Below are 23,306 nucleotides of genomic sequence, written 5' to 3' on the forward strand. Positions count from 1 at the left end.
AGTCCCGTCTCAGCGCGGGGCGGCCTGGCCGCCGGGGTGCTCGCGCAGGAAACTCAGCGCGAGTTCGCCCAGTCGGCCGCCCAACTTGAAGAGTGAGATGTGATTGCCGGTCGGCTCGACGCTGAGCGTCGCGTTGGGCAGCCTCCGGGCCACCTCGGCCGATCCGAGCGGATTGGCCGTGGTGTCGTCCTCGCTGGTGACCACCAGCGTGGGGTGGTCGACGCCGACCAGCAGCGGGTTGACGTCGATGTCGGTGATCGCGCCGTTCAAACGGCAGTAGCGGTAGAACAGTTCGGGTGTGGCGAAGGGGTAGAGCACCAGGTGCGCGAGGTCGGGCGGGGTGCCGCCGAGCATGGTGCCGAGGAACACCGCGTGCACGGCCGTGGCGGTGTCGCGGTCCTCGGCGGCCATCGCCATCAGCGCCTGGATGTTCCGGTGGTGGTCCAGCTTCGGCGAGTCCGGCCCGAGTTCGTACGCACCGTGCCAGAGGCTGAGCGAGTCGATCCGCTCCGGGCTGCGGTTGGCCGCGGCCAGCGCGATCACGCTGCCGCCGCAGAAGCCCAGCAGGTGGGCCGTGCGGATGCCGAGGTGGTCCATGACCGCGAAGACGTCCTCGGCCTGCGCCTCGGTGTCCCATTCGAGTTTGTCGAAGTCGGGTTCGTCGGTGAACAGACCGCGGGTCTCCCAGGTGACGATCCGGTACTCACCGCGGAGCAACTCCAGCCAGCGGGAGCACAGTTCGGCGGGCATCCCGCAGGCGGAGGCGATCAGGACCGCGGGCGCGGCCGGGTCGCCGGCCGTGTAGACGGGCAGCCGGGCGCCGTCCGGGGCGACGGCGTCGAGGGCGGTACGGAACCTGTCGAAGGAGGCGGCGGCCACCCGGTCGGCGATCCCGGTGATCTCGGCGGGACCGTCCGGGAGGTCGTCCAGCCCCAGCCGGCCGAGGGCCAGGCCGAGCCGTTCGCCGATGATCCGTTCGAAGACGCCGCTCTCTCCGTCCGCGGCGGCCGGCCCGATGGCCAGCGGGACGCGGAGCCGCTCGGCCAGCGCTGCCAGCAGCTCGGCGCGCGGGCCGGCCGGCACGGCCACCCGGGCGGGCGGGTCGAGGCGCGCGGCCAGCGCCCGCAGGCCGTGCAGCGCCTCGGCGAGTGCGGTCGCGGCGGCCTGGTGCTCGGTCATCGGCTCGTACGCCTTCCGGTCGGTTTCGGTCGGTGTCACCGGGTGGCGAACGGGTGGCCGAGGGTGGTCCGGGTGGCCATCCGGTTGTGGACGTACCGGTTCTCGCCGCCGACCAGGACGGCGCCGTAGCGCTCCAGCGAGACGGTGCCGCCGTACTCCTCGATCCGCTCGGTGTCGGGGTAGACCCGCACCGAGGTCGGCACGTACCGGCCGGCGAAGCCCAGGCGCATCTCGTCGGTCTTGCCACTGTGCGGCCAGGAGGCGTGCATCAGGGTCGACCAGAACATGATCGCCTCGCCCGGGCGCATCACCATCGACACCGCCTGCGACTCGTCGGGCTTGAAGTCGGCGTCGACCTGCAGCTCGCGGTAGTCGTAGCCGAAGAAGCCGCGGCGGACGCCGCCCTTGTCCACCTGGTTGATGGAGTCCGGGCTGTAGTGCATCTTCCTGGTCTCGTCGTAGTTCATCCGGGTGTGGGTGCCGGGGATGAACTGCAGGCAGCCGTTGTCCTCGTTGGCCTCGGTGAACGCCGTCCACACCGTGATGGTGCCGCCGAACTCCCTGTGCTCGTCGGGCCACAGGATCTGCGGCACGCCGGAGGCGTTGGCGAAGGTGTCGGCCTGGTGCCAGTCGGTGCCCTCGTCGCCCGGGTACTTCGGGAAGAACTCGCTGCGCCAGCACAGCACGTCGGGCCCGAGCACGCCGGCCACCCGGTCGACGATCTCCGGCCGGCAGATGTGGTCCGCGAGGAACTCCGAGTCCAGGTGCCGGTCGTAGTTGGAGATGTTGGTGTTGCCGGACTGCGCCGCCTCGTCCTGGTAGACCGCGTTGCTGCGGTCCATCAGCCGCAGCCGCTCGACCCGCCAGCGGCGCTGCATCTCCTCGATCTCGTACACCTTGAACGGGCCGAAGTAGCCGCGCTCGTGGAAGCTCGCGCGCTCCTCGGGCGTCAGCGTGAAGCCGCCGGTCACGTCGGGCACAGTGGTGCTCCTCTCTTCACTCACTTCGAGTCCTGCGCGTCCACGCAGGCGGACAGGTGGCGGACGGTCGCCGCGTAGAGTTCCGCACCGGTCAGCGACAGCTTCCAGCGCCGGTTGACGGAGGCGACCACCCGCATGAACGCCAGGGACGTGGCGCCGTTCTCGAACAGGTCGTCGTCCAGGCCGATGCCCGGCCGGGCCAGCACCTCGGTGACGATCGCGCCGACCTGCTGCTGCGTGGGCGTCAGCTCCGCACCGCCGCCCGCCGGTCCGGCCGGAGCCTGCCGGTGCGGCAGGGAGGGCAGCGCCGAGCGGTCCACCTTGCCCTGCGCGGTGGTCGGCACCTCGGTGATCAGCCGGTATGCGGAGGGCCGCATGTGCTCGGGCAGCGCGCCCGCGGCCCGGGCGAACACCTCGGCGACCAGCCGGCCGAGCGCCTCGTCGTCGATCTCGGCGTCGGGCGGCGGCACCAGGTAGGCCGTCAGGCGGACGTCGCCCTCACCGTGGTCCTGCGGGACGACGATCGCCGAGGCCAGCCGCGGGTCGTCGGCGAGCAGCGCCTCGATCTCGCCGGGCTCGATCCGGAAACCGCGGATCTTGATCTGGTCGTCGGCTCGGCCGACGTACAGGTACTCGCCGCCGGCGGTGCGCACCGCGCGGTCGCCCGAGCGGTACAGGCGCACCGTGTCCGTGCCGGTGCCGACGGTGCGGAAGCGCTCGGCGGTCAGTTCGGGGCGGCGGTGGTAGCCGCGGGCCACGCCGGTACCGCCGACGTAGAGCTCACCGGGGGTGCCGTCAGCGACCGGGCTGCCGTCCTCGTCGAGCAGGTGCAGGGTGACCTCGGGCAGCGGGCGCCCGATCGGGCTGACACCGGGCTCGTCGAGGTCGGCCCGCGTGATCGCACGGGCCGTCACATGGACCGTGGTCTCGGTGATGCCGTACATGTTGACCAGCGCGGGCCGCTCGTCGCCGTAGCGGGCGAACCAGGGCTCCAGCAGCTTCACGTCCAGGCGCTCGCCGCCGAACACCACCAGGCGCAGCGCGGGCAGCGCCGCGGTGGAGGCGCCCGCCAGGCGGCGGAAGGCGGACGGGGTCTGGTTGAGCACCGTGACGCCCTCGTCCGCGAGCAGCTTGTGCAGCAGCTCCGGGGAGCGGACGGTCTCGGTGCCGGCCACCACCAGGCGGCCGCCGTGCAGCAGCGCGCCCCACAGCTCCCAGACCGAGAAGTCGAAGCTGATCGAGTGGAACAGCGTCCACACGTCGTCGGCGCGGTACCCGACCAGCTCGGCGGTCTGCTCGAACAGCCTGACCACGTTCCGGTGTTCGACCAGCACGCCCTTCGGGACGCCGGTCGACCCGGAGGTATAGATGACGTACGCGAGGTCGCTCTCCCGGGACTCCTCGACCGTGGCGGGCGCGGTCGGCGCGGTCGGCGCCTCCGTCTCGCGGTCGAGCCAGACCACCGGGGCCGCGCAGTCCGCGAGGCACTCGGCGACCCGGGACACCGAGACCACCGCGGAGACCTGGCTGTCGTCGAGCAGGAAGGCGACCCGGTCGGCAGGGTAGGCCGGGTCGACGGGCACGTACGCGGCCCCCGCCTTGAGGATGCCGAGCAGGCCGACCACAAGGTCGGCACTGCGGTCGACGCACAGGCCGACCAGCCGGTCGGGGCCGGCGCCGCCCGCCCGCAGCCGGGCGGCCACCGCGTCGGCCTCGGCGTTCAGCTCGCGGTAGGTGAGGGCGCGGTCGGCCCCGCTCACCGCCACGCGGTCCGGCATCCTGGCGGCCTGGACTTCGAAGAGCTGGTGCAGCGTCTTGCCGGAAACCATGGCGGATCTCCCATCCGGTACGGGTTCGCGGGGCGGGCGGCCGAGAGCCCGCTGGGACGGTCAGCCCTGGGCGGCGGTCCTGGTGGCGTACATGCCCCAGTGCTGCGGGGTCAGGGCAAGGTCCTGCAGGCTGCTCTGGACGAACATCCGCTCCCAGCCGCCGCCGCCCTTCTCCACCGGGATCCACTGCTTGGTGAACACCTCGCGCGCGGCCGGCATGGTGCGCGCCCGAAGGCCCATCAGGTTGTAGTAGGAGCTCAGCTTGCGCAGGTGGATGAACCAGTGGATCCGGTCCGACAGGCCGAACGCCTCCTCGTAGAGGAAGATGGTCGCCTCGCCGCCCAGCGAGGCGTTCCAGCTCTCGGTCAGCGCGCGGGCGAACTCCCGCCCCTCGGCCCGGAACTCGTACTTCAGCTCACCGGTGCGGTGCATGATGATGCCGGAGTTCGCGGAGTGCAGCAGCTCATCGGGCTTCTGCGAGGTCTGGTGCTCCGCGGTCGGCACCACGAAGCGGTCCACGCCACCGTCGTCGACCACCGAGGACGGCTCGGTGTCGGCCGTGCCGTACATCCCGAAGCTCTGCGGGATCAGCACCGTCTCCTTCAGGCCGCCGTCCAGGAACATCCGGTCCCAGGAGCCTCCGCCGCGCTCCTCCGGGATGCGGTTGCGGAACATCACCTCGCGCCAGCCCTCGTCCTGGGAACCCATCCTGACGAGGGTCTCGTACGCCTCCAGGGAGCGCATGTGCAGAAGCCAGTGCAGGGTGTCCTTGGTCCCGAAGGTCTCCTCGTAGACGAAGGTGGTCGCCACGCCGACGTACCGGGTGTTCAGGTACTCGGAGAGCTCACGGGCGAACTGCCGCCCCTCTGATCGGAATTCGGCCCGCAACTGCCCGACGCGCTCGACCACGACACCGGCGTTCGCCGAGTGCAGGATATCCGCGACCGGAAGGGACGTCTGCTGCTGCGCGACCGGGGTGGAGAATTCGGAATCTGCCTTCTCGGTCATGAAAGGACTCCTCGGTGAATGGTTCGAATTTCTGCTGCAGCACAATTTGGTCATTTCTCCGGAGAACGGCGCAGCTCACTATTGAGCAGGGCCGGGAATCTACCGGCCCAGCGAGGAGAAACGGTCTCGGAGGACCTGGGCCGCGCCGGCCATCAATGCCTCGGCGACGGCGTCGACATGGCGGTTGCGCCAGTCGGCGAGCGCGGTCCCGGCGGCGAAGCGGTTGAACGCGCCGATCGCCGGGCCGGTGTGGATCTGGTAGTTGACGCGCTCGGCCGGGTCGCCGCGCATCGCCATCCGGGTGCTGTGCACGAAGTACCAGCGGAACACCAGCGCCATCCGGTGCCTGGGGTCCTGCTCGGCCCGCTCGACCTCCTGCGGGCGGCCGGCCCGCAGGTAGTACTCGCGGGTCTCCTTCCAGACCTGCTCGAGGTCGCGGCGGAACCAGCCGTCCTCGATCGTCCGCCGCAGCTTGGCGTCGATCGCCTCCAGGCCGTCGTACTGGCGGTACGCCTGGTACAGCTTGTTGGCGCGCGCCGCGAACAGCGTCCCGCGCCGCAGCACCTGCGCCCGCGCCCCGATCTCGAACATGTCGCCGGCCGGCGCGTACCCGGTGTCCTGGACGTCGGCCTGCGCCAGCAGGTCCTTCACCGCGTCGGACGTCCCGGCCTGCGGGGTGCACTGGTTGACCGATCCGGTGACCACGAAGTCCGCGCCCAGCACGAACGCCGCCGCCAGGCTCTCCGGCGCCCCCAGGCCGCCGGCCGCGCCGACCCGGATGCCGCCCGGGTAGCCGCGCTCGGCCACGATCCGGTCCCGCAGGCCCGTCATCGCGGGCATCAGGGTGTAGGCCACCGCGGCGTCGGTGTGCCCGCCCGAGTCGGCCTCCGCGCACACCTCCCCCGCCAGCGGCAGCGCGCGGCCCGCCTCGGCCTCCGCGGCGGTCACCAGCCCGTCGGCGAGCAGTCCCCGTACCAGCGCCTCCGGCGCCGGCTCCATGAACGCCGCCGCCACCTCCGGCCGGGACGCCTTGGCCAGCAGCCGGTTGCGCGCCACCGCCCGGCCCGCGCCGTCCCGGTGCGCCCCGCTCAGCCGGTACAGCACCAGCGCCCGGGTCGGCTGGGTGAAGCCCGCCGCCTCGACGAACCGCACCCCGTGCCGCAGGAACAGCCGCACGGTGGCCTCCTCCAGCGCCGGGTCGTGCAGTGCGTGCAGCAGGTTCATCCCGAAGCTGCCGTCCGGGCCCAGCTCGGCGCGGAGCGTGGCGATGGCCGCCTCGATCCGCTCGGTCCGCAGCCCGCCGGTCCCGAAGTACCCGAGCAGTCCGGCCCGCGCCATCCGGGCCACCAGCTCGGTGGAGGCGATGCCCTTGTACATCGATCCGGCCAGGTACGCGTAGCGCACCCCGTAGTCGGCCCGGAACGCCGCCGAGCCCAGCCGCTCCGGGGTCAGTGTGGTCATGCCGTCAGCGCAGGTCCCGGAGGAAGGAGTTGCCGGGCCTCCGGCCGCGCCGGCTCGGGGCGGGGACGGCGCCGGGTCGGCGGCCGGGGCCGAAGCGGGCGCGGCAGGTGCCGTCCGCCCGGCGGCGGATGCCCCGTCAGCACTTCCTCCGACTGCCGCAGGTGCCCAGGCACCGCCCGCGGCGGGCCGCGCCTCCGGCGCCGGCCCGTTCGCCGCGTCCTTCACCGCCGCGTCCCACAGCCCCGTCAGCACCCGGCCCGTGCCCTGCTCGGCGATCCGGTCGACGCCCTGCGCCAGTAGATGGCGCATGCTCTCGGACCAGCGGACCGCGCTGTGCACCTGGGCGGCCAGCAGCCGGCCGACCTCGCCGGGGCGGTAGGGCCGGGCGGTGACGTTGGCGATCACCGGGATACGGGGGTCGCGCAGCTCGAAGCCGTCCAGGAAGGCGGCGAACTCGCGGGCGGCGTCGGCCATGTAACGGGAGTGGAAGGCGGCGCTGACCCGCAGCGGGACGCAGCGGCCCGCGCCCGCGGCGGTGACGGCCCCGGCGGCGCGGCGCAGCGACTCGGCGGGACCGGAGAGCACCACCTGCTCGGTGGAGTTGAGGTTGGCGAGGTCGATGTCGTCGAGGCCGGCCTCCGCGAGCAGGTCGGCGATCCGGGCGGCGCCGGGGCCGACCACGGCGGTCATCGCGCCGCCGGTGGCCCGGCCCATCAGCTCGCCGCGGCGGGCCACCAGGGCGAGTCCGGTCTCGAAGTCGAAGGCGTCGGCGGCGAGCAGCGCGTTGTACTCGCCGAGGCTGTGCCCGGCCAGGTAGTCGGGGGCGGGTTCGCGGGCCGCGTACGCGCGCCGGGTCAGCTCGTTGACGACGAACAGCGCGGGCTGCAGGTAGCGGGTGTCGGTGAGCCGTTCGGCGGCGTCGCCGAGGCAGAGTTCACGCACCGAGAAGCCGAGGATCCGGTCGGCGGCGGTCATCGCGTCCGGGTAGCGGTCGAACAGGTCGCGGCCCATGCCGCGGCGCTGCGCGCCCTGCCCGGGGAAGAGCCACGCGGTCCGATGCATCACGAGCCGCCCTCCCACGGGAAGCGCTGTCGTTCGGCGAAGTCGGCGATCCGGCGGCCGACACCGTCGGAGGACATCAGCCGGGCGAACTCGTCGACCGCGGTGCGCTCGACCTCCGGAGTGATGATCCACATCTTGGCGAAGTACCGCTTCAGGTCGCCGACCGTGGCGCCCTCCACCTTGGTGACCCGGAAGGCGAGTCTGCGCAGCGCCGGCTGGAGCTGGTCGACCAGCTGGTCGACCAGGCCGGACAGCAGTGCCTGATCGGCCGTCACCGGCAGGGTGCTCAGGCTCATCGCGTAGGCCTTCTGGAAGCCGGTGCGGCGGATCAGGAACGGGGCGACGCTGCACGGCAGCAGGCCCCACAACGCCTCGGGCAGACTGAACGTGGAACGGGGCGTGGCGAGCACGAGGTCGCTGGCGGAGACCAGGCCGACGCCGCCGCCGGCCACCCGGCCGTCGACGGTGGCGACCACCACCCGCGGGGTGAGCGTGAGACGTTTCAGCAGGCCGAGGAACTCGGCGCCGCCCTGCGCCGCCCGCTCCCGGTCGGGGCGGCCCTCGGCGGCCGCCCCGAGCAGGTCCATGCCGCTGCAGAACACACCGTCGCCGCCGGTCAGCACCACCAACCGGCAGTCCGGGTCGGCCTCGGCCGTGTCGAGCGCCGTGTGCAGTTCCCGGATCATGGCGGTGTCGATGCTGTTCTGCGCGTCCGGGCGGTCGAGGGCGACGGTGAGGACGCCCGGCGTGCCGGAGAGTCGGATCGTGCGGTGATCCGTGCCCAGGTCCATCTGCTCAGCTCCATCGGTAGCGCCGGTGGAAGTTCTCGATCCGGTCCAGCACCAGTTGCTCCCTGCCGTGCAGCGCCGGGCCGTAGACGTCCGCGTACCGCGACACGTCGAGGACCGCGTCCTGCACGCCTGGGGCGCCTTCGGCGGTGTGCTTCGCCAGCCGGTCGTGGTCGGCGACGGTCAGCCGGTGCCGGGCGTCCAGCCGCTCGGCGGTCCGGTACTGGGCCAGCAGGGCGGGCGCCCCGGCGCCGACCACCCCGCTGTAGAACTCCGAGGCGCAGCCGGACCCGTACGAGAACAGGCCGACCCGGCGCGGCTCGCCGAAGTCGCCGTGCTCGATCAGCGAGAGCAGGGCGACGAACAGGCCGGCCGCGTAGGTGTTGCCGATCCGGGCCGGGTTGACCAGCGAGGCGGCCATCCGGGTCCGGAAGTCCGCCTCGATGGCGTCCGAGGGCATCCGCTTGACCCGGCGCATCAGGTGTCGGTGGGCGCCCTTGACCATCCCGCCGAACGGGGTGTGGAAGGCCAGGTGGTCGAAGGAGTCGACGATGTCGGCCCCTGCGACCACCTCTCGGTAGTCGGCGAAGGAGTGCTCCAGGCACTCCAGGTAGGCCAGCAGCGAGAGGTCGGAGTCGCCGGCCGCCAGGTCGGGGCGCGGGCGGCAGGTGTCCATCACCTCGTAGCTGTAGAGGCCGGCCGCGCCAGGGTCGAGGTCGAGCACCTCGGGTTCGGGGCCGAGCAGCAGCGCAGCCGCGCCGGCGCCGTGGGACGGCTCCCAGTACGGCATGCCGACCACCGAGCCACCGGCGTCGGCGGCGATCACCAGCGCACGGGCCCGCGGGCGGGGACTGCCCGCCAGCAGGCCGAGCGCGGTACGGAGTGCCGCGGTGCCGCCGTAGCAGGCGTGCTTGACCTCGAAGGAGCGGCAGCGCCTGCCGAGGCCGAGGTAGTGGTGCACGTAGGTGCTGATCGGCTTGCCGAAGTCCAGGCCGGACTCGGTGCCGACGATCACCGCCTCGATGCTGTCGCGCTGCTCCCCGGTGAGCCGGTCGAGGATCGGCTTGGCCGCGTTCACGGCGTTGGTGACCGGGTCCTCGCACGGCAGGTTGACCGACTTCTGCACCATCATCAGGTTGTCGAAGCGGCCGAGGTCCAGTCCGCGGGCGCGGAACAGCTCCATGACGTCCAGGGCGGCCCGCCCGACATAGGCGTTGGCCGCCTCAACTCCGACGGCCATGCAGCGGCGCCCAGAGGGTGTCGGTCATCGTGCCGTCGAGCACCGTTCGGTGCCAGCCGCCGCCGCCCTTGCTGTCGGCGACGACCTGGGAGGCCATCAGGCGGCGCAGCTCCGGGTCGCTCTTCTGCAGGGCCATCAGCTCGTGGTAGGCGTCCGGGGAGGCGAGGTGGATCAGCAGGTGCAGGCGGTCCTGCTGGCCCCACATCTCCTCGTAGAGGAAGGCGCTGGCTCGGCCGACCATCGCCTCGGAGACGTGTCCGGCCCAGTCGAACCAGAACTTCCGGGCCTCATCGCGCAGGGCGTACCGGACCTGGAGACGGCGGTGCACGGTGAGCGGGGCGTTCACGGAGTGCAGCAACTGCTCGGGAGCGAGCCGGGACTGGTAGCGGGCCGGCGGCTGGAAGGTGTCCAGCGGGTGGTCGTCGTCCTCGTCGTGGTGGCTCAGGCCGTGCTGCGGGCAGATGATCGTCTCGGTCATCGAGCCCTCGACGAACATCCGCTCCCAGTTTCCGCCGCCCTTGGTGGGCAGCCGGTCGTCGGTGGACACCTCGGCCCACTTCTGCGAATGGTCGACCATGTCGAGCATCCGGCGGTAGTCGCTGGGCTCCTTCAGGTGCAGCAGCCAGTGCAGCCGGCTCTGCGTCCCGAACAGCTCCTCGAAGGCGAAAATCGAGACGTAGCCGACCTGGGCGTTGTTGATCAGGTCGACCAGGTCCGCGGAGAAGGACATGCCTTCCTCGCGGAACTCGTTCTTCAGCTGCCCGACCCGATGGATCAGGAATCCCGCGTCGGCAGAATTCAGTAGTTTGTCCAACGGTACCGTGGTCTGGTGGAACGCCGGCCTGATCCTTTGTTGCGTGCTGAAATCCTCTGCGGCCGTCACGTTGCGCGCCTCCTTTTCCACGGAAATTGACGGGTCATCTCCGACAATCACTACCGGATTACGTTAGGAGCCCGCAGCGGATTCCTGCTGCTCAATTCTGCGCAGGGTCGGTAGGCACGGAGGCGCGGTCCGACCAGGCGGCGAGTTCGATGGCCCGCGAGTGCTCTTCGGCGCGGTGATCGACCCTCGCCATGGTCCAGCGCAGGGCGGGCGCGGCCATCACCGAGGTGAGCACGGCGACCAGCACGACGATCGAGTACATGGCGGGGCTGAGCACGCCGAGCCGCAGGCCGATGGTCGCCACCACCACCTCGACCGCCCCGCGGGCGTTCAGCCCGGCGCCGAGCGCCAGGCCCTCCCAGTGCGTCAGGCGGCCCAGCCGGGCGCCCAGGTAGGCGCCGGCGAACTTGCCGCCGACGGCGAGCGACAGCACCACCGCGGCGGCGGCCGACGTCCCGGGATCGCCCAGTACCGACAGGTCGACCCTCAGGCCCGCTCCGGCCAGAAAGATCGGGGCGAACACGGAGAGCGTGACGGTCCGCAGCGAGGCCAGCCGCACCGTCGTCTCCCGGGACGGCGAGCTGAGCAGGCAGCCGACCGCGAACGCGCCGAGTGCCGACTCCAGGCCCAGCGACTGGCTGCCGGCTGAGGCGGCCAGGATCGCCACCACGGTGATCGCGATCACCGGCCCGGAGCCCTCGGCCTTCTCGGCCCGCCCCAGCGCCCCGCGCAGCAGCGGCCGGGCGGCGATCACCACGGCCAGGAACAGCAGCAGGTGCCCCACGCTGGAGACGATGTGACCGACCTTCAGGGCACCCGCCGTCATCGCGGTGACGAGCGACAGGACGATCCAGGCGACCACGTCCTCTCCGGCCGCCGCGGCCAGGGTCAACTGCCCGACGTCGCTGTGCAGCATGCCCAGGTCGGTCAGCGTCTTGGCGATCACCGGGATCGCGCTGACGCCCATCACCACACCGATCAGCAGTGCGAACGAGGAGCGGTCGGCGTGCGAGCCGAGCAGCCGGCCGGGCAGCAGCAGACCGGTGGCCACGCCCAGGCCGAACGGCAGCACCAGTGCCGCGGTGCTGACCGAGAGCACGGTGCGCGGGCGGCGGCGCATCATCCGCAGGTCCAGGTGCGCGCTGGACATCCCGATGAACAGCAGTACGCCGAACGTGCTTACCGCGTCCAGCAGTTGGGGCTGAGAATTGTCAGGCGGCCACATCCAGGCGAACGTCGCGGGCGAGAGGTGTCGGAGCACCGTCGGACCGAGCACCACACCGCTGAGCAGTTCGCCCACCACGCCCGGCAGACCCACCCGGCGGGCCAGGTGGCTCATGCTGGTGCCGACAAGCAGCAGGGCCGTCAACTGCATCAGAAACAACAGGGTCTGATGCTCGCTCATGTTCGACCTTCTCCCCTGGGGCCGCCTTCCAGAGCCCCAAGGGTTGGCATCGCGACGAATGCCCAGCTACTCAGAAGTGAGCATCGACCTGCAGCCGGCCCTCGATGTAGTCGCCGAGCCGCTGGTCGTCGACGACCAGCGAGCCCTGCACCACGCCGACCAGCCCGGTCTCCCGGAAACGCTTGAGGAACAGCCCGACCCGGGAGCGGGTGGTGCCGACCATCTCGGCGAGCTCCTCCTGGGTGATCCGGGCCCGAATCACCACCAGTCGGCCGCGGCGCCGGCCTATCTGCTGGGAGAGCAGCAGTAACCGGGCCGCCAGGCGGCGCTCACACTCCAGCGTCACCATGTCGACGATGATCTTCTGCTGTTCGATCACCCGCTCACCGAGGTGCCGCACGTACGCCGGCAGCAGACCCTCCTCGGCAAGCACCGAGAGGAACCGGTCGCCCGGGATCTGACGCAGCGTCGCCGGCTCCAGCGCGATGGCGGTGTCGGAGCGTTCGCTTCCGAGCAGCCCCAGCTCACCCAGAACGTCGCCCGCCCCGGAGATGTAGAGCAGACATCGCTTGCCGCTCCCGGTGATCATCAGCGTTTTGACCTGGCCGGTCTCGATCACATACATGTGCCGGTCCTGGCCGCCGTCCGTGTACACGTGCCCCCGCCGGGGCACCGTCAGGGTCGGGGTGTCGTGCAGCCGCGTGGCGCACAGCGCGCGCAGCTTGGTGCGGAAGCGGGCCGAGTCGGTGTCGGCCGGCTCGACGGCACGTCGTACGGGGACCGCGGTGGCAGTCGGACGGGTCCGGTGGTGCTCCAGTGTTGCCCTCATCTTCAACCTCGAATCGCCTGGAAAACGGCACAGGAGCGTCGTCCTGACCCGGGCAGGCCGGCCCGGCGGACGCGTCGGGATGTGGCTGAGATCGCCCTGATGTGCGGATCGGCGAGGTGCGGGGGCAAGCATAGGAAAAGTTTCGGCCGACACCAATGCCCACGCGCCCCCATTCCACGCGGGCATGCCACCGGCCGCGGCGGGGCCCCCGCCGACTTCACGCGATGCTCAATCCAGCGCAGAAACGCCCGGTTCGGCCGGTCTAGGTTCGGGACGCTCGGGCGTACCCGCCGGAACGAGCCGACCTGCCGAGGAACGGAGACTGCACCGTGAATGACCGGTCATCACAGCCCGGCGCACCGTCCGGTTCCGAGGACCCGAAGGTCCTGCCGACCGGACCGCGGGTCGACCCCTACGCGCTGTACTCCGACATGCGTGCCGAGGGCGTCGTCCACACCATCCGCGAACCCAACGGCCTCCACCGCCGGCTCGTGCTGCGCTACGCCGAGTCCCGCGACGTCATGAACGACTCCCGCTTCGCCAAGGACCCGGGCCTGGCCTGGGACCAGCTGCGCGACGCCGGCTACGTCAAGGGCGAGCGCGACAACCGCGCCGACTACCTCTACCACCTGGTCAACACCGACCCACCGGACCACACCCGGCTGCGCAGGCTGATCAGCAAGGCGTTCACCAACCGCCGGATGGAGGCGATGCGCCCGCGCGTGCGGGAGATCGCCGAGCAACTGCTCGACGGCCTCGCCGGGCAGCGGACCGTCGACCTGATCGAGGGCTACGCGCACCCGCTGGCCACCACAGTCATCTGCGAGATCCTCGGCGTGCCGAACGCCGACCGGGAGAACTTCCGGATCTGGGCCACCGCCATGCTCACCGCCCCGGACGCGGTGGTCGAAGGCGCGCTCACTCCGCAAGAGGGCTACGCGGCGATGCAGTCCTTCTTCACCGAGCTGCTGGCCCGCCGCCGCGAGGAACTCAAGGACCTCGCGGAGACCGACGTGGACACCAGCGCCCAGCAGCCCGATGTGATCACCGGCTTGATCGTCGCCCGCGACGAGGGCAACCGGCTCACCGAGATCGAGATGGTCTCCACCGCGATGCTGCTGCTCAGCGCCGGCCAGGAGCCGACCGTCAACCTGATCGCCAACGGCACCCTGGCGCTGTTCGACAACCCGGAGCAGTTCGCCCTGCTGCGGGCCAAACCCGACCTGATCGCCACGGCCGTGGAGGAGTTCCTCCGCTACGACCCGCCGGTGGAGCTGTCCACCATGCGGGTCTCCACCGAGGACGTCGAGGTGGCCGGCACCGTGATCCCGGCCGGCAGCGTGGTCACGGTCTCCATCGCCTCGACCAGCCGCGACGAGCGGCAGTTCGAGAACCCCGACCGGCTGGACATCACCCGCACCGACAACCCGCACCTGGCTTTCGGATTCGGCCTGCACCACTGCATCGGTGCCCCGCTCGCCCGGATCGAGGGTCAGGAGGCGATCGCGGCACTGGTCGACCGCTACCCGAACATCTCGCTCTCCGGCACCCGGGACGACCTGCGCTGGCGCCCCACCCGGATCATGCGCGGCCTGGTCGAGCTGCAGGTCGAGCTCGGCCCGCGAGCCTGAACCGCGCCGGATGGCAGAGCGAGGGCTCCTGCCCGGCACGCGCGAGGCCCACGTATGGGCCGCGCGCGTGCCCGACTCGGACCGCGACGCCGCGGTCCGGGCGGGGCTGGCACTGCTCACGCCCGCCGAGCACGACCGGCTGGCCCACTTCCGCTTCGCCCGCGACCGCGCCCAGTACGCGGTGGCGCACACCCTGCTGCGGACCGCGCTGACCCGGTGTCATCCTGAAATCCCGCCGCGGCAGTGGGAATTCCGCACCACCTGGCACGGCCGTCCGGAACTCACCGGCCGCACCGCGGGGACCGGGCTGAGGTTCAACCTCTCCCACACCCCCGGCGCGGCCGTCTGCGTGGTCACCCTCGGGACCGACTGCGGCATCGACGTCGAGGAGACCGCTCCGCACCGCACCCGCCGACTGCCCGGAGTGCTCGCCCCCGCCGAGGCCGCCGCGCTCGCCGGGCTGCCCGCCGGCGGGCGGGCCGACGCCCTCCTCCGGTACTGGACCCTGAAGGAGGCCTACACCAAGGCCCTCGGCCTCGGCCTCGCCCACCCGTTCAGCCGCTGCGACTTCGGCGCGCTGCCCGACACCGGGACGATCACGCTGGCCGCCGACGCCGAGGGGAAGTGGCAGTTCCACCAGTGGCGGCCGGGACCCGGCCACATCGCCGCGCTCGCCCTGCGCCGCGGCGCGGGCGCCGCCGGGCTGGTGGTGGTCCACCACGGCGACGCCCCCGCCGGCTCCGCTCAGACTCTCGCCACGTAACGCTCCAGCCGGGTCTCGTGCACTGTCAGTTGGGCCGAACCACTGTGCACCAGCAGCCCGTCGTCGGAGAACCGCTTCAGGAAGAACCCCACCCGGGAACGCGTGGTCCCCACCATTTCAGAGAGTTCCTCGTGCGTTATCCGCCGTTCCATTCTCAGCTCGGCCCCCTGCCGCCGACCGACCTTCCGAGCGAGATCGAGAAGTGTGACAGCGAGCCTCTGCTCGCAGTTCATGGTCACCATATTGGCGATCAACCGCTGCTGCCAGGACAGCTGCCCCATCAAATGCAGGGCGAACTCCTCAGCGTTCTCCAGATCCTGCAGAACCGCTGCCACATGCGCCGCCGACAATTTCCGCAGGACACTCCGCTTCATCGCCGTCGCGGTCTCCGTACGCATTCCCTGGAGAATTCCCAGCTCACCGAAGAACTCTCCCTCCACGCATATGGAGAGCAGACATCGCTTACCATCCGGAGAGCCTGAAACGATCTTGACCTGACCCTCCTCGACCAGGTACAGACCGTTGTCGCACTGCCCGGTGGAATATACGTTCTCGCCGCGCACCAGCCGCACCACTGGGGCGGATCCCCCACTCCCCACCATTCTGTCTCGCAGCGTTTCCCACAGCGACATGGACGTGGAGACGAACATGTACTTCCCCCCTAGTATGCGGTGGCCGCGACCATGAATCAAGCCGGGTTCGGGTCAATAATGAAGTCGAAGACCCGTTCCACCCTCCCCCAAACGAATTTGCCCCCTGCACCCCGGCCAAAAACCTTGCCGCGGATACCTCCGGCCACCCGCCCGACTCGGCCCGATCATCGAAAAGGAGCCGTATCCGACCACCGTGCACGACAACACCCTGCTCCGGGCGCCGCGGCGCCGCCCGGCAGGCGGCGCACCCGACACCCGACCGTCAGAACATGGCACTGCCGCCCTGAGGTGCGCCAGGCACGCGGCGCACCTCAGGGCAGCGACTCCCGTCCGACACGCCTACCGCCTCATGCCGCGGGCGCAACCCAACCGGCGCACCGGCACCGCCAGGGCGTGAGCGCGGGCCGCATCGGTCCTGGAGACACCGGAGCGCCCCCACCAACTCGCCACCGCGCACGGTCCGCTGGGCGGCTGCCCCGCTCGCGCGCCGTGGTGGAGCGCGCCGGCTGCTGCGACGGGACCATGCGGCGGCCCGATCGCCGGGAACCGGGCCACTGACCGCCGAGCCGGCGGCCACTGCCACTCGGCACGCTGTCGACCTGGGCCGGGGGCGGCACCCCCGACCGGGGCGGGCGACCCCGCAGGGTCCACGCCCGGGGGATCGCTGCCGCGTGTGGGTCCGACGCCCCGCCACCCCGGGCGCGCCCTTCTGCTCGCCCTCACCGCGGCCGCCCGGCTCGGCCCGGCGCTCCACACCCGGCGGCGCCTTCCCGAGGGCGTCGCCCTTCGAGGGCGGCGTCGAGGAGTTGGAGCCGTTGCGCGAGCGCAGCGACTGAAGCTTCGTCAGTTCCCGTAGCCTTCCGCGCGGACCGCGGCCATGGACGGCAACTCGGCTACTTGATGGACACGTTCGAGGGCACACCCTCACGAACCGTCACGTCGCAGCAAGACCGTCACGCTCCGGTTACCCGCTCAATGGTTGCGTCCAGATGTCTGCCGCTGCGGATCAGCGAGGTCCCGGGCCATCCCGATGAGCACCGTGGGCTGGACCTGGGTGCCGCCGCCCGCACCGCGCCGGCGGGGCCTCGGTGACCGGAGCACGGATCGGGCAGGGGCGGTTCCTCGCCGGGGCGCCGGCTATGCCTTGGCCTCCGGTACCGGGTGCACGGTCATCGGGAGTGCGCTGGCCCCCATGATGCCCTTGCACACCTCCCGGACCGGGGGGCCGGGTACCGGCCGGAGTTCGAAGCGGGGCAGCACGGTGGCCAGCGCGAAGGTCATCGTCAAGTTGGCCATCGACTCTCCCGCGCACAGGCGGGTGCCCGCGCCGAAGGGCATGAAGTGCTCACGGCGGGGCGGCTGGGGGTGCCCCGGCGCCCAGCGATCGGGGTCGAAGGTCGTGGGATCGGGGAAGACGACCGGGTCGCGGTGCAGGGCGGTGAGGCTGGCCAGCAGTTCGGCCTCGGCGGGGAACGCGAAGCCGCCGACCTGTACGGGGCGGGTGGTGCGCCGCATGTCCATCCAGCCGGGGCTGCGCAGCCGCAGGGTCTCGTTGACGACCTGGCGGGTGTACACCAGCCGGTTCAGGTCGCCCATGGTGGGGTCCCGCCCGTCCAGCACCTGGGCGAACTCCTCGCGCAGTCGCTGGGCGGCCGTAGGGTGCTGCGCGATTTCGTGGAAGGCCCAGCCCAGGGCGTGTCCGGTGCTGTCGCCGCCGGCGATCAGCATGGACAGCACCTCATCGCGCAATTCCCCCGGGCTCATGGGTTGGCCGTCCGCGTCCCGGGCGGCGACCATGCTGGACAGGATGTCGCCGTGGCCGTGCGGGTCGGTCAGGTATCGGTTGATGATCGAGGTCAGCGCCGCTTCGAGCCGGTCCCGCGCCCGGATGAAGCGCCGATTGGCAGGGGTGGGCAGCTTGTCCACCAGGTCGCTGGGGACCACGCTACGGATGCCGACGCCGGCTATGAAGTCGGCGATGGTGTCCCGGATGGTGTCGGCGTCGCCGGCTACCTTGTCCGAGGAGAACAGCGCGGTGTTGATCAGCGCGTTGGCCAGGGTGTCCATCTCGCGGGCCATGTCCAGGACGGTACCGGGCCGCCAGGCGTCGACCTGCGCTTTGATGCCGGCCAGCAGCACGGCCACGTCGTACCCGGGGTGGTCGTGGCTGAACGCCTGCTGGACCATCCGGCGCTGGCGCAGGTGGAAGGCGCCGTCGGAGCTGCCGAGCCCGTTGCCGACCAGCGGGCGCACCTTGCTGAAGAACCGCCCCCGGGCGAATGTGTCACCGCCGTCGCCGAGTATTTCGCGGACCATGGCGTGGTCGTTGATGAGGAAGGTGGGAGTACGGCCCATGCGCAGCCGCAGCACGGGGCCCTCGGCACGGACCCGCTCGAAGAAGGCCAGCCTCTGGGCCGCCACGGCCGGCCTGTGCCCGGCAAGCGGGACGCTGCCGGATGCGACTGGCGCAGAACCAACAACCTGATCCGTCCGACCCGACATCAGCTCGCTCCCGTCGTCTCTTCCCAGTAGAACAGGAGGTACTCACCCGGCCTCTCGCCTCAACTGCGGTTCGTCCGAGTGCGTTTCGACGCTAGCCCGGCCCGGTGACCGTCCGGCGCTCAGAAGTGAGCAGTGGGACCGGAATCCGGCGGCTGCGCGCGCAGGTCCGGCCGGACCGGGTGGCGACCGGCGCCGAGGGCGCCGAAGGCCTGGCCTGCGCCCGGTGGCAGCGCCGGGCCACCTCCGTCCCTGCTGCGGGACGCCCCGGCCGGGCCGCTTCGGCGCCCGGGAAGCCGGCGACGCGCTGGAAGCAGACGGCCGGGCCCTCGCCCCGCGGGTCGGCGTAATCGTCGCTGCTGCAAGGGATTTTCATTCCGGTCGGCTGCCCGGAGAACTCGGCCAGGCGGGTGAGGTCCGGACCGTCGAGGGTGATTCCGCAAAAGCTGGTCAGTGCCGTCGTCGCGCGATTGCACCCTGTTTCCAGCCGATGCCGGCCGCCTCCGCCGGCACCCGAGGTCCGCCTCCTCGGGCCGGCATCCTGTGCTTGACTGACACCATGGCGCGAGACGAAGAGACCATCGCATTCGCATCGGCGGCTGAGCTGCAGGATTGGCTCTCCCGCAATTATGCCGCATCCCGCGGTTTCTGGCTGAAGCTCAAGAACAACGCCGCGGGCGAAGACGCCCTGACGTACGCCCAGGCCCTCGACGTGGCATTGTGCTACGGGTGGATCGACGGCCAGAAGGGCAAGCTCGACGACGCCCACTGGCTCCAGCGGTTCACGCCCCGGTCGGCCCGCAGCCGGTGGTCCAAGGTCAACCGGGAGAAGGTCGCCGCCCTCATCGAGCAGGGACGGATGCAACCGCCGGGGATCGCCGAGGTCGAGCGGGCCAAGAAGGACGGGCGCTGGGAAGCGGCCTACGCGGGGGCGAAGTCCGCCACCGTTCCGGACGACCTGGCGCGGGCGCTGGAGGCCAACCCGGCCGCCGCGGAGTTCTTCAAGACCCTCGACAGCCAGAATCGCTACTCCATCCTCTACCGGGTGCAGGACGCCAAGAAGCCCGAGACCAGGGCCCGGCGCATCGAGAAGTACGTCGGCATGCTGGCCAACCACGAGAAGATCCACTCGTGAGCGCGCGGCGGCGTCCTCTCGCCCGGCCGGCCCGGGTGCCCCATCCCCCTTCGGCGAGGAGGGCCTGGAGCTCGGCGGCGTAGAGCTCGGAGACCGGCCGCGCCCCCGCCGCCGTGTCGAAGTAGCGCTGCTTGAGGTCCTGGCTGGTGCTGACGGCCCGCAACAGCAACCGGCGCTGCTCGCGGGCGCCGGTGCCGGCCCCGGGCAGCGCGGACCGGCGGCCGTCGGCCGGCGGCGCGTCCCCCTCCTCGCCGTGCGCCGTGAGCGCGGTGCCGAGCCGGTCTCGTCCCGCAGGTCCGCTCCCACCGTGGCGACCAGCAACTCGGCCTGCCGGAGAGCGTCTCCGATGCCGCGGGCGGTGATCGCGTCCTCGTGGTGGGCGGCGTCGCCGACCGGCGCCCGGCCTGGCCGCCTGGCGGAGGAAGTTCTGCTGGTGGCCGGTACCGCGCAGCCGCTCGGCCTGCTCGATCGAGGTGGGCGTGCGGGGCGGGGTCGGTCCGGCGGACGCAGTGGCGGTAACGCCCGTAGGCACCGGCGCGCACCGTGTCGAAGCGCTCCTGCGGGAAGCGGGCCGAGACGGGGACCGCGTCCTTGGTCGGGCCGGGCGATACCCAACCGCCGTCTCCCCAGGGGCTGTTACGCCCTCGGTGCAGTTCCAAGGCCGCTTCCGCACCTCGCCGGAGCGTGTGGCGCCCCGAGTTCCACGGCGGCCGAGCGCATGCCGTCGGCGCCGGCGACCAGTCGCACCGCTCGGTCCTCGCCGTGCCGCCGGGGGGGGAGTGAAGGTGACGCCGGCGACGCGCCCGTCCTCTTCGAGCAGGCCCTCGCGGAACTCGGCTCCGGCGGCCACCCCGTCGGCCGCATCCGACTGCCTGCGATCGCTCAATACTGCGCTGCCGGGCCGGGGCCGGGTGCGTACGGTCAAGGCCATCGGCCGCGCGCGTCCGGGCGCGGTCGCCCCGACCGGCGCGACCGCGCCCTGTGTGAGGTGACCATTGAGGAGTTCGGTGTCATCGTCGCGGGCGCGCGCTGCGCTGGTTCCTCCACGGTCATGCGCTTCGCCCAGGCCGGGTACCGCGTCCTGCTGCCGGACCGGGCCGGCTTCCCCGCTGACACCAGGCGCAGGTCAGCGGCCCGCTCTCGGCGGCCCCGGGGCCTGTCCACCCGCTGCGTCCAGCCGCCGGGCGCGCACCGGTCGCGCCACCGGGGCCCGGTCGACGCCACCGGTTGACCGCCGCTCGCCCGCGTCGTCCACGTGTTCGGCGACGTGCGCACCGAGGGCTGCCGCCACGCGATCGAGGACGCATCGGCGGCCTGCGCCCCCCTGCGGCTCCTGCTCGTCCGGGCGGCTACGGGCGGATGATGGGCATGATCAGCTCGTCCACCACGGCCACCAGGTAGTCGTCGGGAACCGGGGCCGAGTCGCCGAGGAAGCGCTGCACCAGCATGGCGGGCCCGAGTTCAGCGACCAGCGGGCTGAGCGGGCCGGGACGGATCTCGCCGCGCCGCCCCCCGCGCTCCAGGATCAGCTGGAAGACGTTCTGCCGGGGCTGGAAGACGCGCTCCTGCACCAGGCGGACCAGCGGTTCATCCCGGTCGATCTCGGCCAGCAGGCTCTGCACCGCGCGGCCGACCGGGGAGTTGAGGACCTCCGCCTTCTGCCGCATGTGCTCGACCAGGTCGTCGCGGACGTTGCCCTTGTCGGGCGCGTCCTCGGGCGCGGGCAGGGCGTAGTCGAGCGTGTCGACCACGAGGTCGGCCTTGCTGGGCCAGCGCCGGTAGAGCGCCGCCTTGCCCGTCCGGGCGTCGGCCGCCACCCGATCCATGGTCAGCCTGGCATAGCCGACGGCCTCGAGCTGGGTGATCACCGCCGAGTAGATGGCGCGCTCCAGGTCCTTGCCCCGCCGGCGGCTTGCCACCGCCTTCCTGGGCGGGCTCTGGTCGCCGACCGCGGTGTCGGCAGCCGATCCGGCTCCGGACACGGCATCCCCACTTCCCGGACGGCTCCCAGCCGACCGCATGGTGAACGATTGCGTTCCTTACTTGCCACTGCTAGAGTGCCAAACAGTGAACGATTCCGTTCCTTAACGTCCCGACATCCTTCCTGATAAGGGTACCAAATGGCTGTTAGCACCCCCGCAATCGCAGCCCCGGCGAACCCGCCCCGGCTAGCGCATCGCACTGGCCTCATGCTGGTGGTCATCGCGATCGCCCAGCTGATGGTAATCCTCGACGCCACCATCGTGAACGTGGCGCTCCCCAGCGTGCAGACGTCCCTGGGGTTCTCCACGCAGAACCTGTCGTGGGTGGTCAACGCCTACGCCCTCGCGTTCGGCGGGCTGCTGCTGCTCGGCGGCCGGGTCGGTGACCTCCTCGGCCGCCGCCCGGCCTTCATGGGCGGGGTCTTGCTGTTCACGCTGGGGTCCCTGCTCGGCGGCCTCGCCCAGAACTCGGGATGGCTGCTGGGCATGCGGGTCATTCAGGGTGCCGGGGCCGCCATCGTCGCCCCGACGGTGCTGTCCCTGATCGCCACCGGCTTCCCGACCGAGAGGGAGCGCAACCGGGCGTTCGCGGTGTTCGCCGGCGTGTCGGGGGCGGGCGGCGCGATCGGCCTGGTGGCAGGCGGGTTGCTCACCGAGTGGGCCTCCTGGCGCTGGGTCCTGCTGGTCAACGTGCCCATCGGCATCGCCCTGACCCTGGTCGCGCCCCTGTTCATCGGCAAGTCGGCGCGGAGCGAGGGCCGGTTCGACTTCGGCGGCGCGATCACTTCCACCGGGGGTGTGGCCCTGCTCGTGTACGGCTTCATCCACGCCTCCCAGAGCGGCTGGCGGGATGCCACCACGGTCGGCTCGTTCGTCGGGGCCGTGGTCCTGCTGGCGGCCTTCCTCTTCATCGAGAGCCGCACCCCGCAGCCGATCATCCCGTTGCGCCTGTTCGCCAGCCGCAACCGCTCGGGCATCTACGCGCTCGGGGTGGCGATGATGGGTTCCCTGATCGGGATGTTCTTCTTCCTCACCCTCTACTTCCAGAACGTGCTGGCCTACAGCCCGCTCAAGACCGGCCTGGCCTTCCTGCCGCTCAGCGTGTCGATCATCGTCGTCTCCGGCGTGATGATGCAGCTCATCCCCAAGATCGGGCAGCGCCTGCCGCTGGTGGCGGGGACGCTCTTGATCACGGGCGCGCTCATCTGGCTGTCGTCCATCTCCGCCGACAGCGCCTACCTCGGCGACCTGCTCGGTCCCATGCTGCTGTACGGGATCGGGGCGGGCATGGTGTTCATGCCGATGACCATGGTCGGCGTGTCCGGGGTGGAGATGCAGGACACGGGGGCCGCCTCGGGCCTGCTCAACGCGACGCAGCAGATGGGCGGCTCGCTGAGCCTGGCGGTGATCATCACCGTGTACGGCGCGGCGACGAGCGGGGCGACGGGCGACACGGCGCACGTCCTGGCCAAGGGCGCCTCGGCGGGCTTCCTGGTCGCGGTAGCGATCACGGTCGTCGCGCTCGCCCTGGTGGTCCTCCTCATCCGGCCCGCCGCGGACGCGCCGATGCCGGGGATGATGCCCGGTATGGACGCCGGCGCGGCTGCGGAGCCCGAGCTCCCGGCGGACGGCTCGCCGTCGGCCCCGCTGACCGAGAACCTGGAGTAGCCGCCGCCGAGAGCGGTGCTGAGGGGGCGGGTCCGCGGACCCGCCCCCTCAGCTTGCGAAGGCGAGCGTTCTGCCGCCCGGCTCGCGACCGGGGCGCTCCCCCGGCCCGACGCGGAGACGGGAGCCGGCCGGCTCCCGTCTCCGCGTCGACCGACGGACCGACGTCCGGCTCTCCGCCCCGAAGCGCGGGTCGAAGACCGCCGGGCCCGGCATCGCCGAGCCGAAGAAGGCGATGAAGGCCCGCGGCACGAAGTCCCCGGACCGGGCCGACGCCGCTCTACTGACCGACTACGAGCCGCAGCCGCTGAACC

General features: G+C 71.6%; 19 protein-coding genes. 6 read left to right on the top strand and 13 right to left on the bottom strand.

Annotation, left to right across the window (positions count from 1 at the left end):
- Positions 1 to 9: 9 nt before the first annotated feature.
- From MXD57_RS00170 to MXD57_RS00215, 10 genes are all read right to left on the bottom strand, one after another.
- Positions 10 to 1,179: an alpha/beta fold hydrolase gene (locus MXD57_RS00170; protein WP_250399154.1), complete on the bottom strand. Its 1,170-nt coding sequence runs from the start codon at positions 1,177 to 1,179 to the stop codon at positions 10 to 12.
- A 35-nt stretch (positions 1,180 to 1,214) separates the two neighbouring features.
- The gene (locus MXD57_RS00175) at positions 1,215 to 2,159 is read right to left on the bottom strand and encodes a chlorinating enzyme (protein WP_250399155.1); all 945 of its coding nucleotides are present in this window, start codon (positions 2,157 to 2,159) and stop codon (positions 1,215 to 1,217) included.
- Between the two features lie 20 nt (positions 2,160 to 2,179).
- Complete coding sequence (locus MXD57_RS00180) at positions 2,180 to 3,988, bottom strand: amino acid adenylation domain-containing protein (RefSeq protein WP_250399156.1); 1,809 nt, start codon at positions 3,986 to 3,988, stop codon at positions 2,180 to 2,182.
- Between the two features lie 60 nt (positions 3,989 to 4,048).
- Positions 4,049 to 4,996, bottom strand: a complete 948-nt coding sequence (locus MXD57_RS00185; protein ID WP_250399157.1) for a DUF6039 family protein — start codon at positions 4,994 to 4,996, stop codon at positions 4,049 to 4,051.
- 99 nt (positions 4,997 to 5,095) lie between these two features.
- Positions 5,096 to 7,519, bottom strand: a complete 2,424-nt coding sequence (gene fabD / locus MXD57_RS00190) for an ACP S-malonyltransferase (protein WP_250399158.1) — start codon at positions 7,517 to 7,519, stop codon at positions 5,096 to 5,098.
- The gene (locus MXD57_RS00195) at positions 7,519 to 8,310 is read right to left on the bottom strand and encodes an enoyl-CoA hydratase-related protein (RefSeq protein ID WP_250399159.1); all 792 of its coding nucleotides are present in this window, start codon (positions 8,308 to 8,310) and stop codon (positions 7,519 to 7,521) included. Before MXD57_RS00195 ends, fabD begins: the two co-directional genes overlap by 1 nt.
- Before the next feature lie 4 nt (positions 8,311 to 8,314).
- Positions 8,315 to 9,547, bottom strand: coding sequence for a hydroxymethylglutaryl-CoA synthase family protein (locus MXD57_RS00200; protein ID WP_250399160.1), 1,233 nt, complete (start codon positions 9,545 to 9,547; stop codon positions 8,315 to 8,317).
- On the bottom strand, positions 9,531 to 10,361 hold the full coding sequence (locus MXD57_RS00205) for a DUF6039 family protein (RefSeq protein ID WP_250399161.1): 831 nt from the start codon (positions 10,359 to 10,361) through the stop codon (positions 9,531 to 9,533). Before MXD57_RS00205 ends, MXD57_RS00200 begins: the two co-directional genes overlap by 17 nt.
- A gap of 160 nt (positions 10,362 to 10,521) precedes the next feature.
- A complete protein-coding gene (locus tag MXD57_RS00210) occupies positions 10,522 to 11,835 on the bottom strand; it encodes a cation:proton antiporter (protein WP_250399162.1) in 1,314 nt (437 codons plus the stop codon).
- Between the two features lie 70 nt (positions 11,836 to 11,905).
- A complete protein-coding gene (locus tag MXD57_RS00215) occupies positions 11,906 to 12,664 on the bottom strand; it encodes a Crp/Fnr family transcriptional regulator (protein ID WP_250399163.1) in 759 nt (252 codons plus the stop codon).
- Between the two features lie 329 nt (positions 12,665 to 12,993).
- Here MXD57_RS00215 and MXD57_RS00220 point away from each other — a divergent pair, with 329 nt between their 5' ends.
- Positions 12,994 to 14,295 carry a cytochrome P450 family protein gene (locus MXD57_RS00220; RefSeq protein WP_250399164.1) on the top strand — a complete coding sequence of 434 codons (1,302 nt, stop codon included), beginning with the start codon at positions 12,994 to 12,996 and terminating at the stop codon, positions 14,293 to 14,295.
- A 10-nt stretch (positions 14,296 to 14,305) separates the two neighbouring features.
- A complete protein-coding gene (locus MXD57_RS00225; protein ID WP_250399165.1) occupies positions 14,306 to 15,058 on the top strand; it encodes a 4'-phosphopantetheinyl transferase family protein in 753 nt (250 codons plus the stop codon).
- On the opposite strand, the gene MXD57_RS00230 is transcribed toward MXD57_RS00225, so the two are convergent.
- Positions 15,040 to 15,708, bottom strand: coding sequence for a Crp/Fnr family transcriptional regulator (locus MXD57_RS00230; protein ID WP_250399166.1), 669 nt, complete (start codon positions 15,706 to 15,708; stop codon positions 15,040 to 15,042). The genes MXD57_RS00225 and MXD57_RS00230 overlap by 19 nt on opposite strands.
- 674 nt (positions 15,709 to 16,382) lie before the next feature.
- On the opposite strand from MXD57_RS00230, the gene MXD57_RS00235 reads away from it, so the two are divergent.
- On the top strand, positions 16,383 to 16,547 hold the full coding sequence (locus tag MXD57_RS00235; protein ID WP_250399167.1) for a hypothetical protein: 165 nt from the start codon (positions 16,383 to 16,385) through the stop codon (positions 16,545 to 16,547).
- 301 nt (positions 16,548 to 16,848) lie between these two features.
- Here the strand turns inward: MXD57_RS00235 and MXD57_RS00240 are convergent, their stop codons facing one another.
- Positions 16,849 to 18,213 carry a cytochrome P450 gene (locus tag MXD57_RS00240; RefSeq protein WP_284504884.1) on the bottom strand — a complete coding sequence of 455 codons (1,365 nt, stop codon included), beginning with the start codon at positions 18,211 to 18,213 and terminating at the stop codon, positions 16,849 to 16,851.
- A gap of 556 nt (positions 18,214 to 18,769) precedes the next feature.
- Here MXD57_RS00240 and MXD57_RS00245 point away from each other — a divergent pair.
- Together MXD57_RS00245 and MXD57_RS00250 are read left to right on the top strand one after the other, a co-directional pair.
- Positions 18,770 to 19,345, top strand: a complete 576-nt coding sequence (locus MXD57_RS00245) for a YdeI/OmpD-associated family protein (RefSeq protein WP_250399169.1) — start codon at positions 18,770 to 18,772, stop codon at positions 19,343 to 19,345.
- Between the two features lie 988 nt (positions 19,346 to 20,333).
- Entirely contained in the window at positions 20,334 to 20,576 is a 243-nt protein-coding gene (locus MXD57_RS00250; protein WP_250399170.1) for a hypothetical protein, read from the top strand.
- Between the two features lie 118 nt (positions 20,577 to 20,694).
- Here MXD57_RS00250 and MXD57_RS00255 read toward each other — a convergent pair whose 3' ends face one another.
- Positions 20,695 to 21,327, bottom strand: coding sequence for a TetR/AcrR family transcriptional regulator (locus MXD57_RS00255; protein WP_250399171.1), 633 nt, complete (start codon positions 21,325 to 21,327; stop codon positions 20,695 to 20,697).
- Between the two features lie 207 nt (positions 21,328 to 21,534).
- On the opposite strand from MXD57_RS00255, the gene MXD57_RS00260 reads away from it, so the two are divergent.
- Positions 21,535 to 22,995, top strand: a complete 1,461-nt coding sequence (locus tag MXD57_RS00260) for an MFS transporter (RefSeq protein ID WP_250399172.1) — start codon at positions 21,535 to 21,537, stop codon at positions 22,993 to 22,995.
- Positions 22,996 to 23,306: the final 311 nt, after the last annotated feature.

Origin of the sequence: Streptomyces cellostaticus (assembly GCF_023630175.1) — a bacterium.
GTDB lineage: Bacteria > Actinomycetota > Actinomycetes > Streptomycetales > Streptomycetaceae > Streptomyces > Streptomyces cellostaticus_A.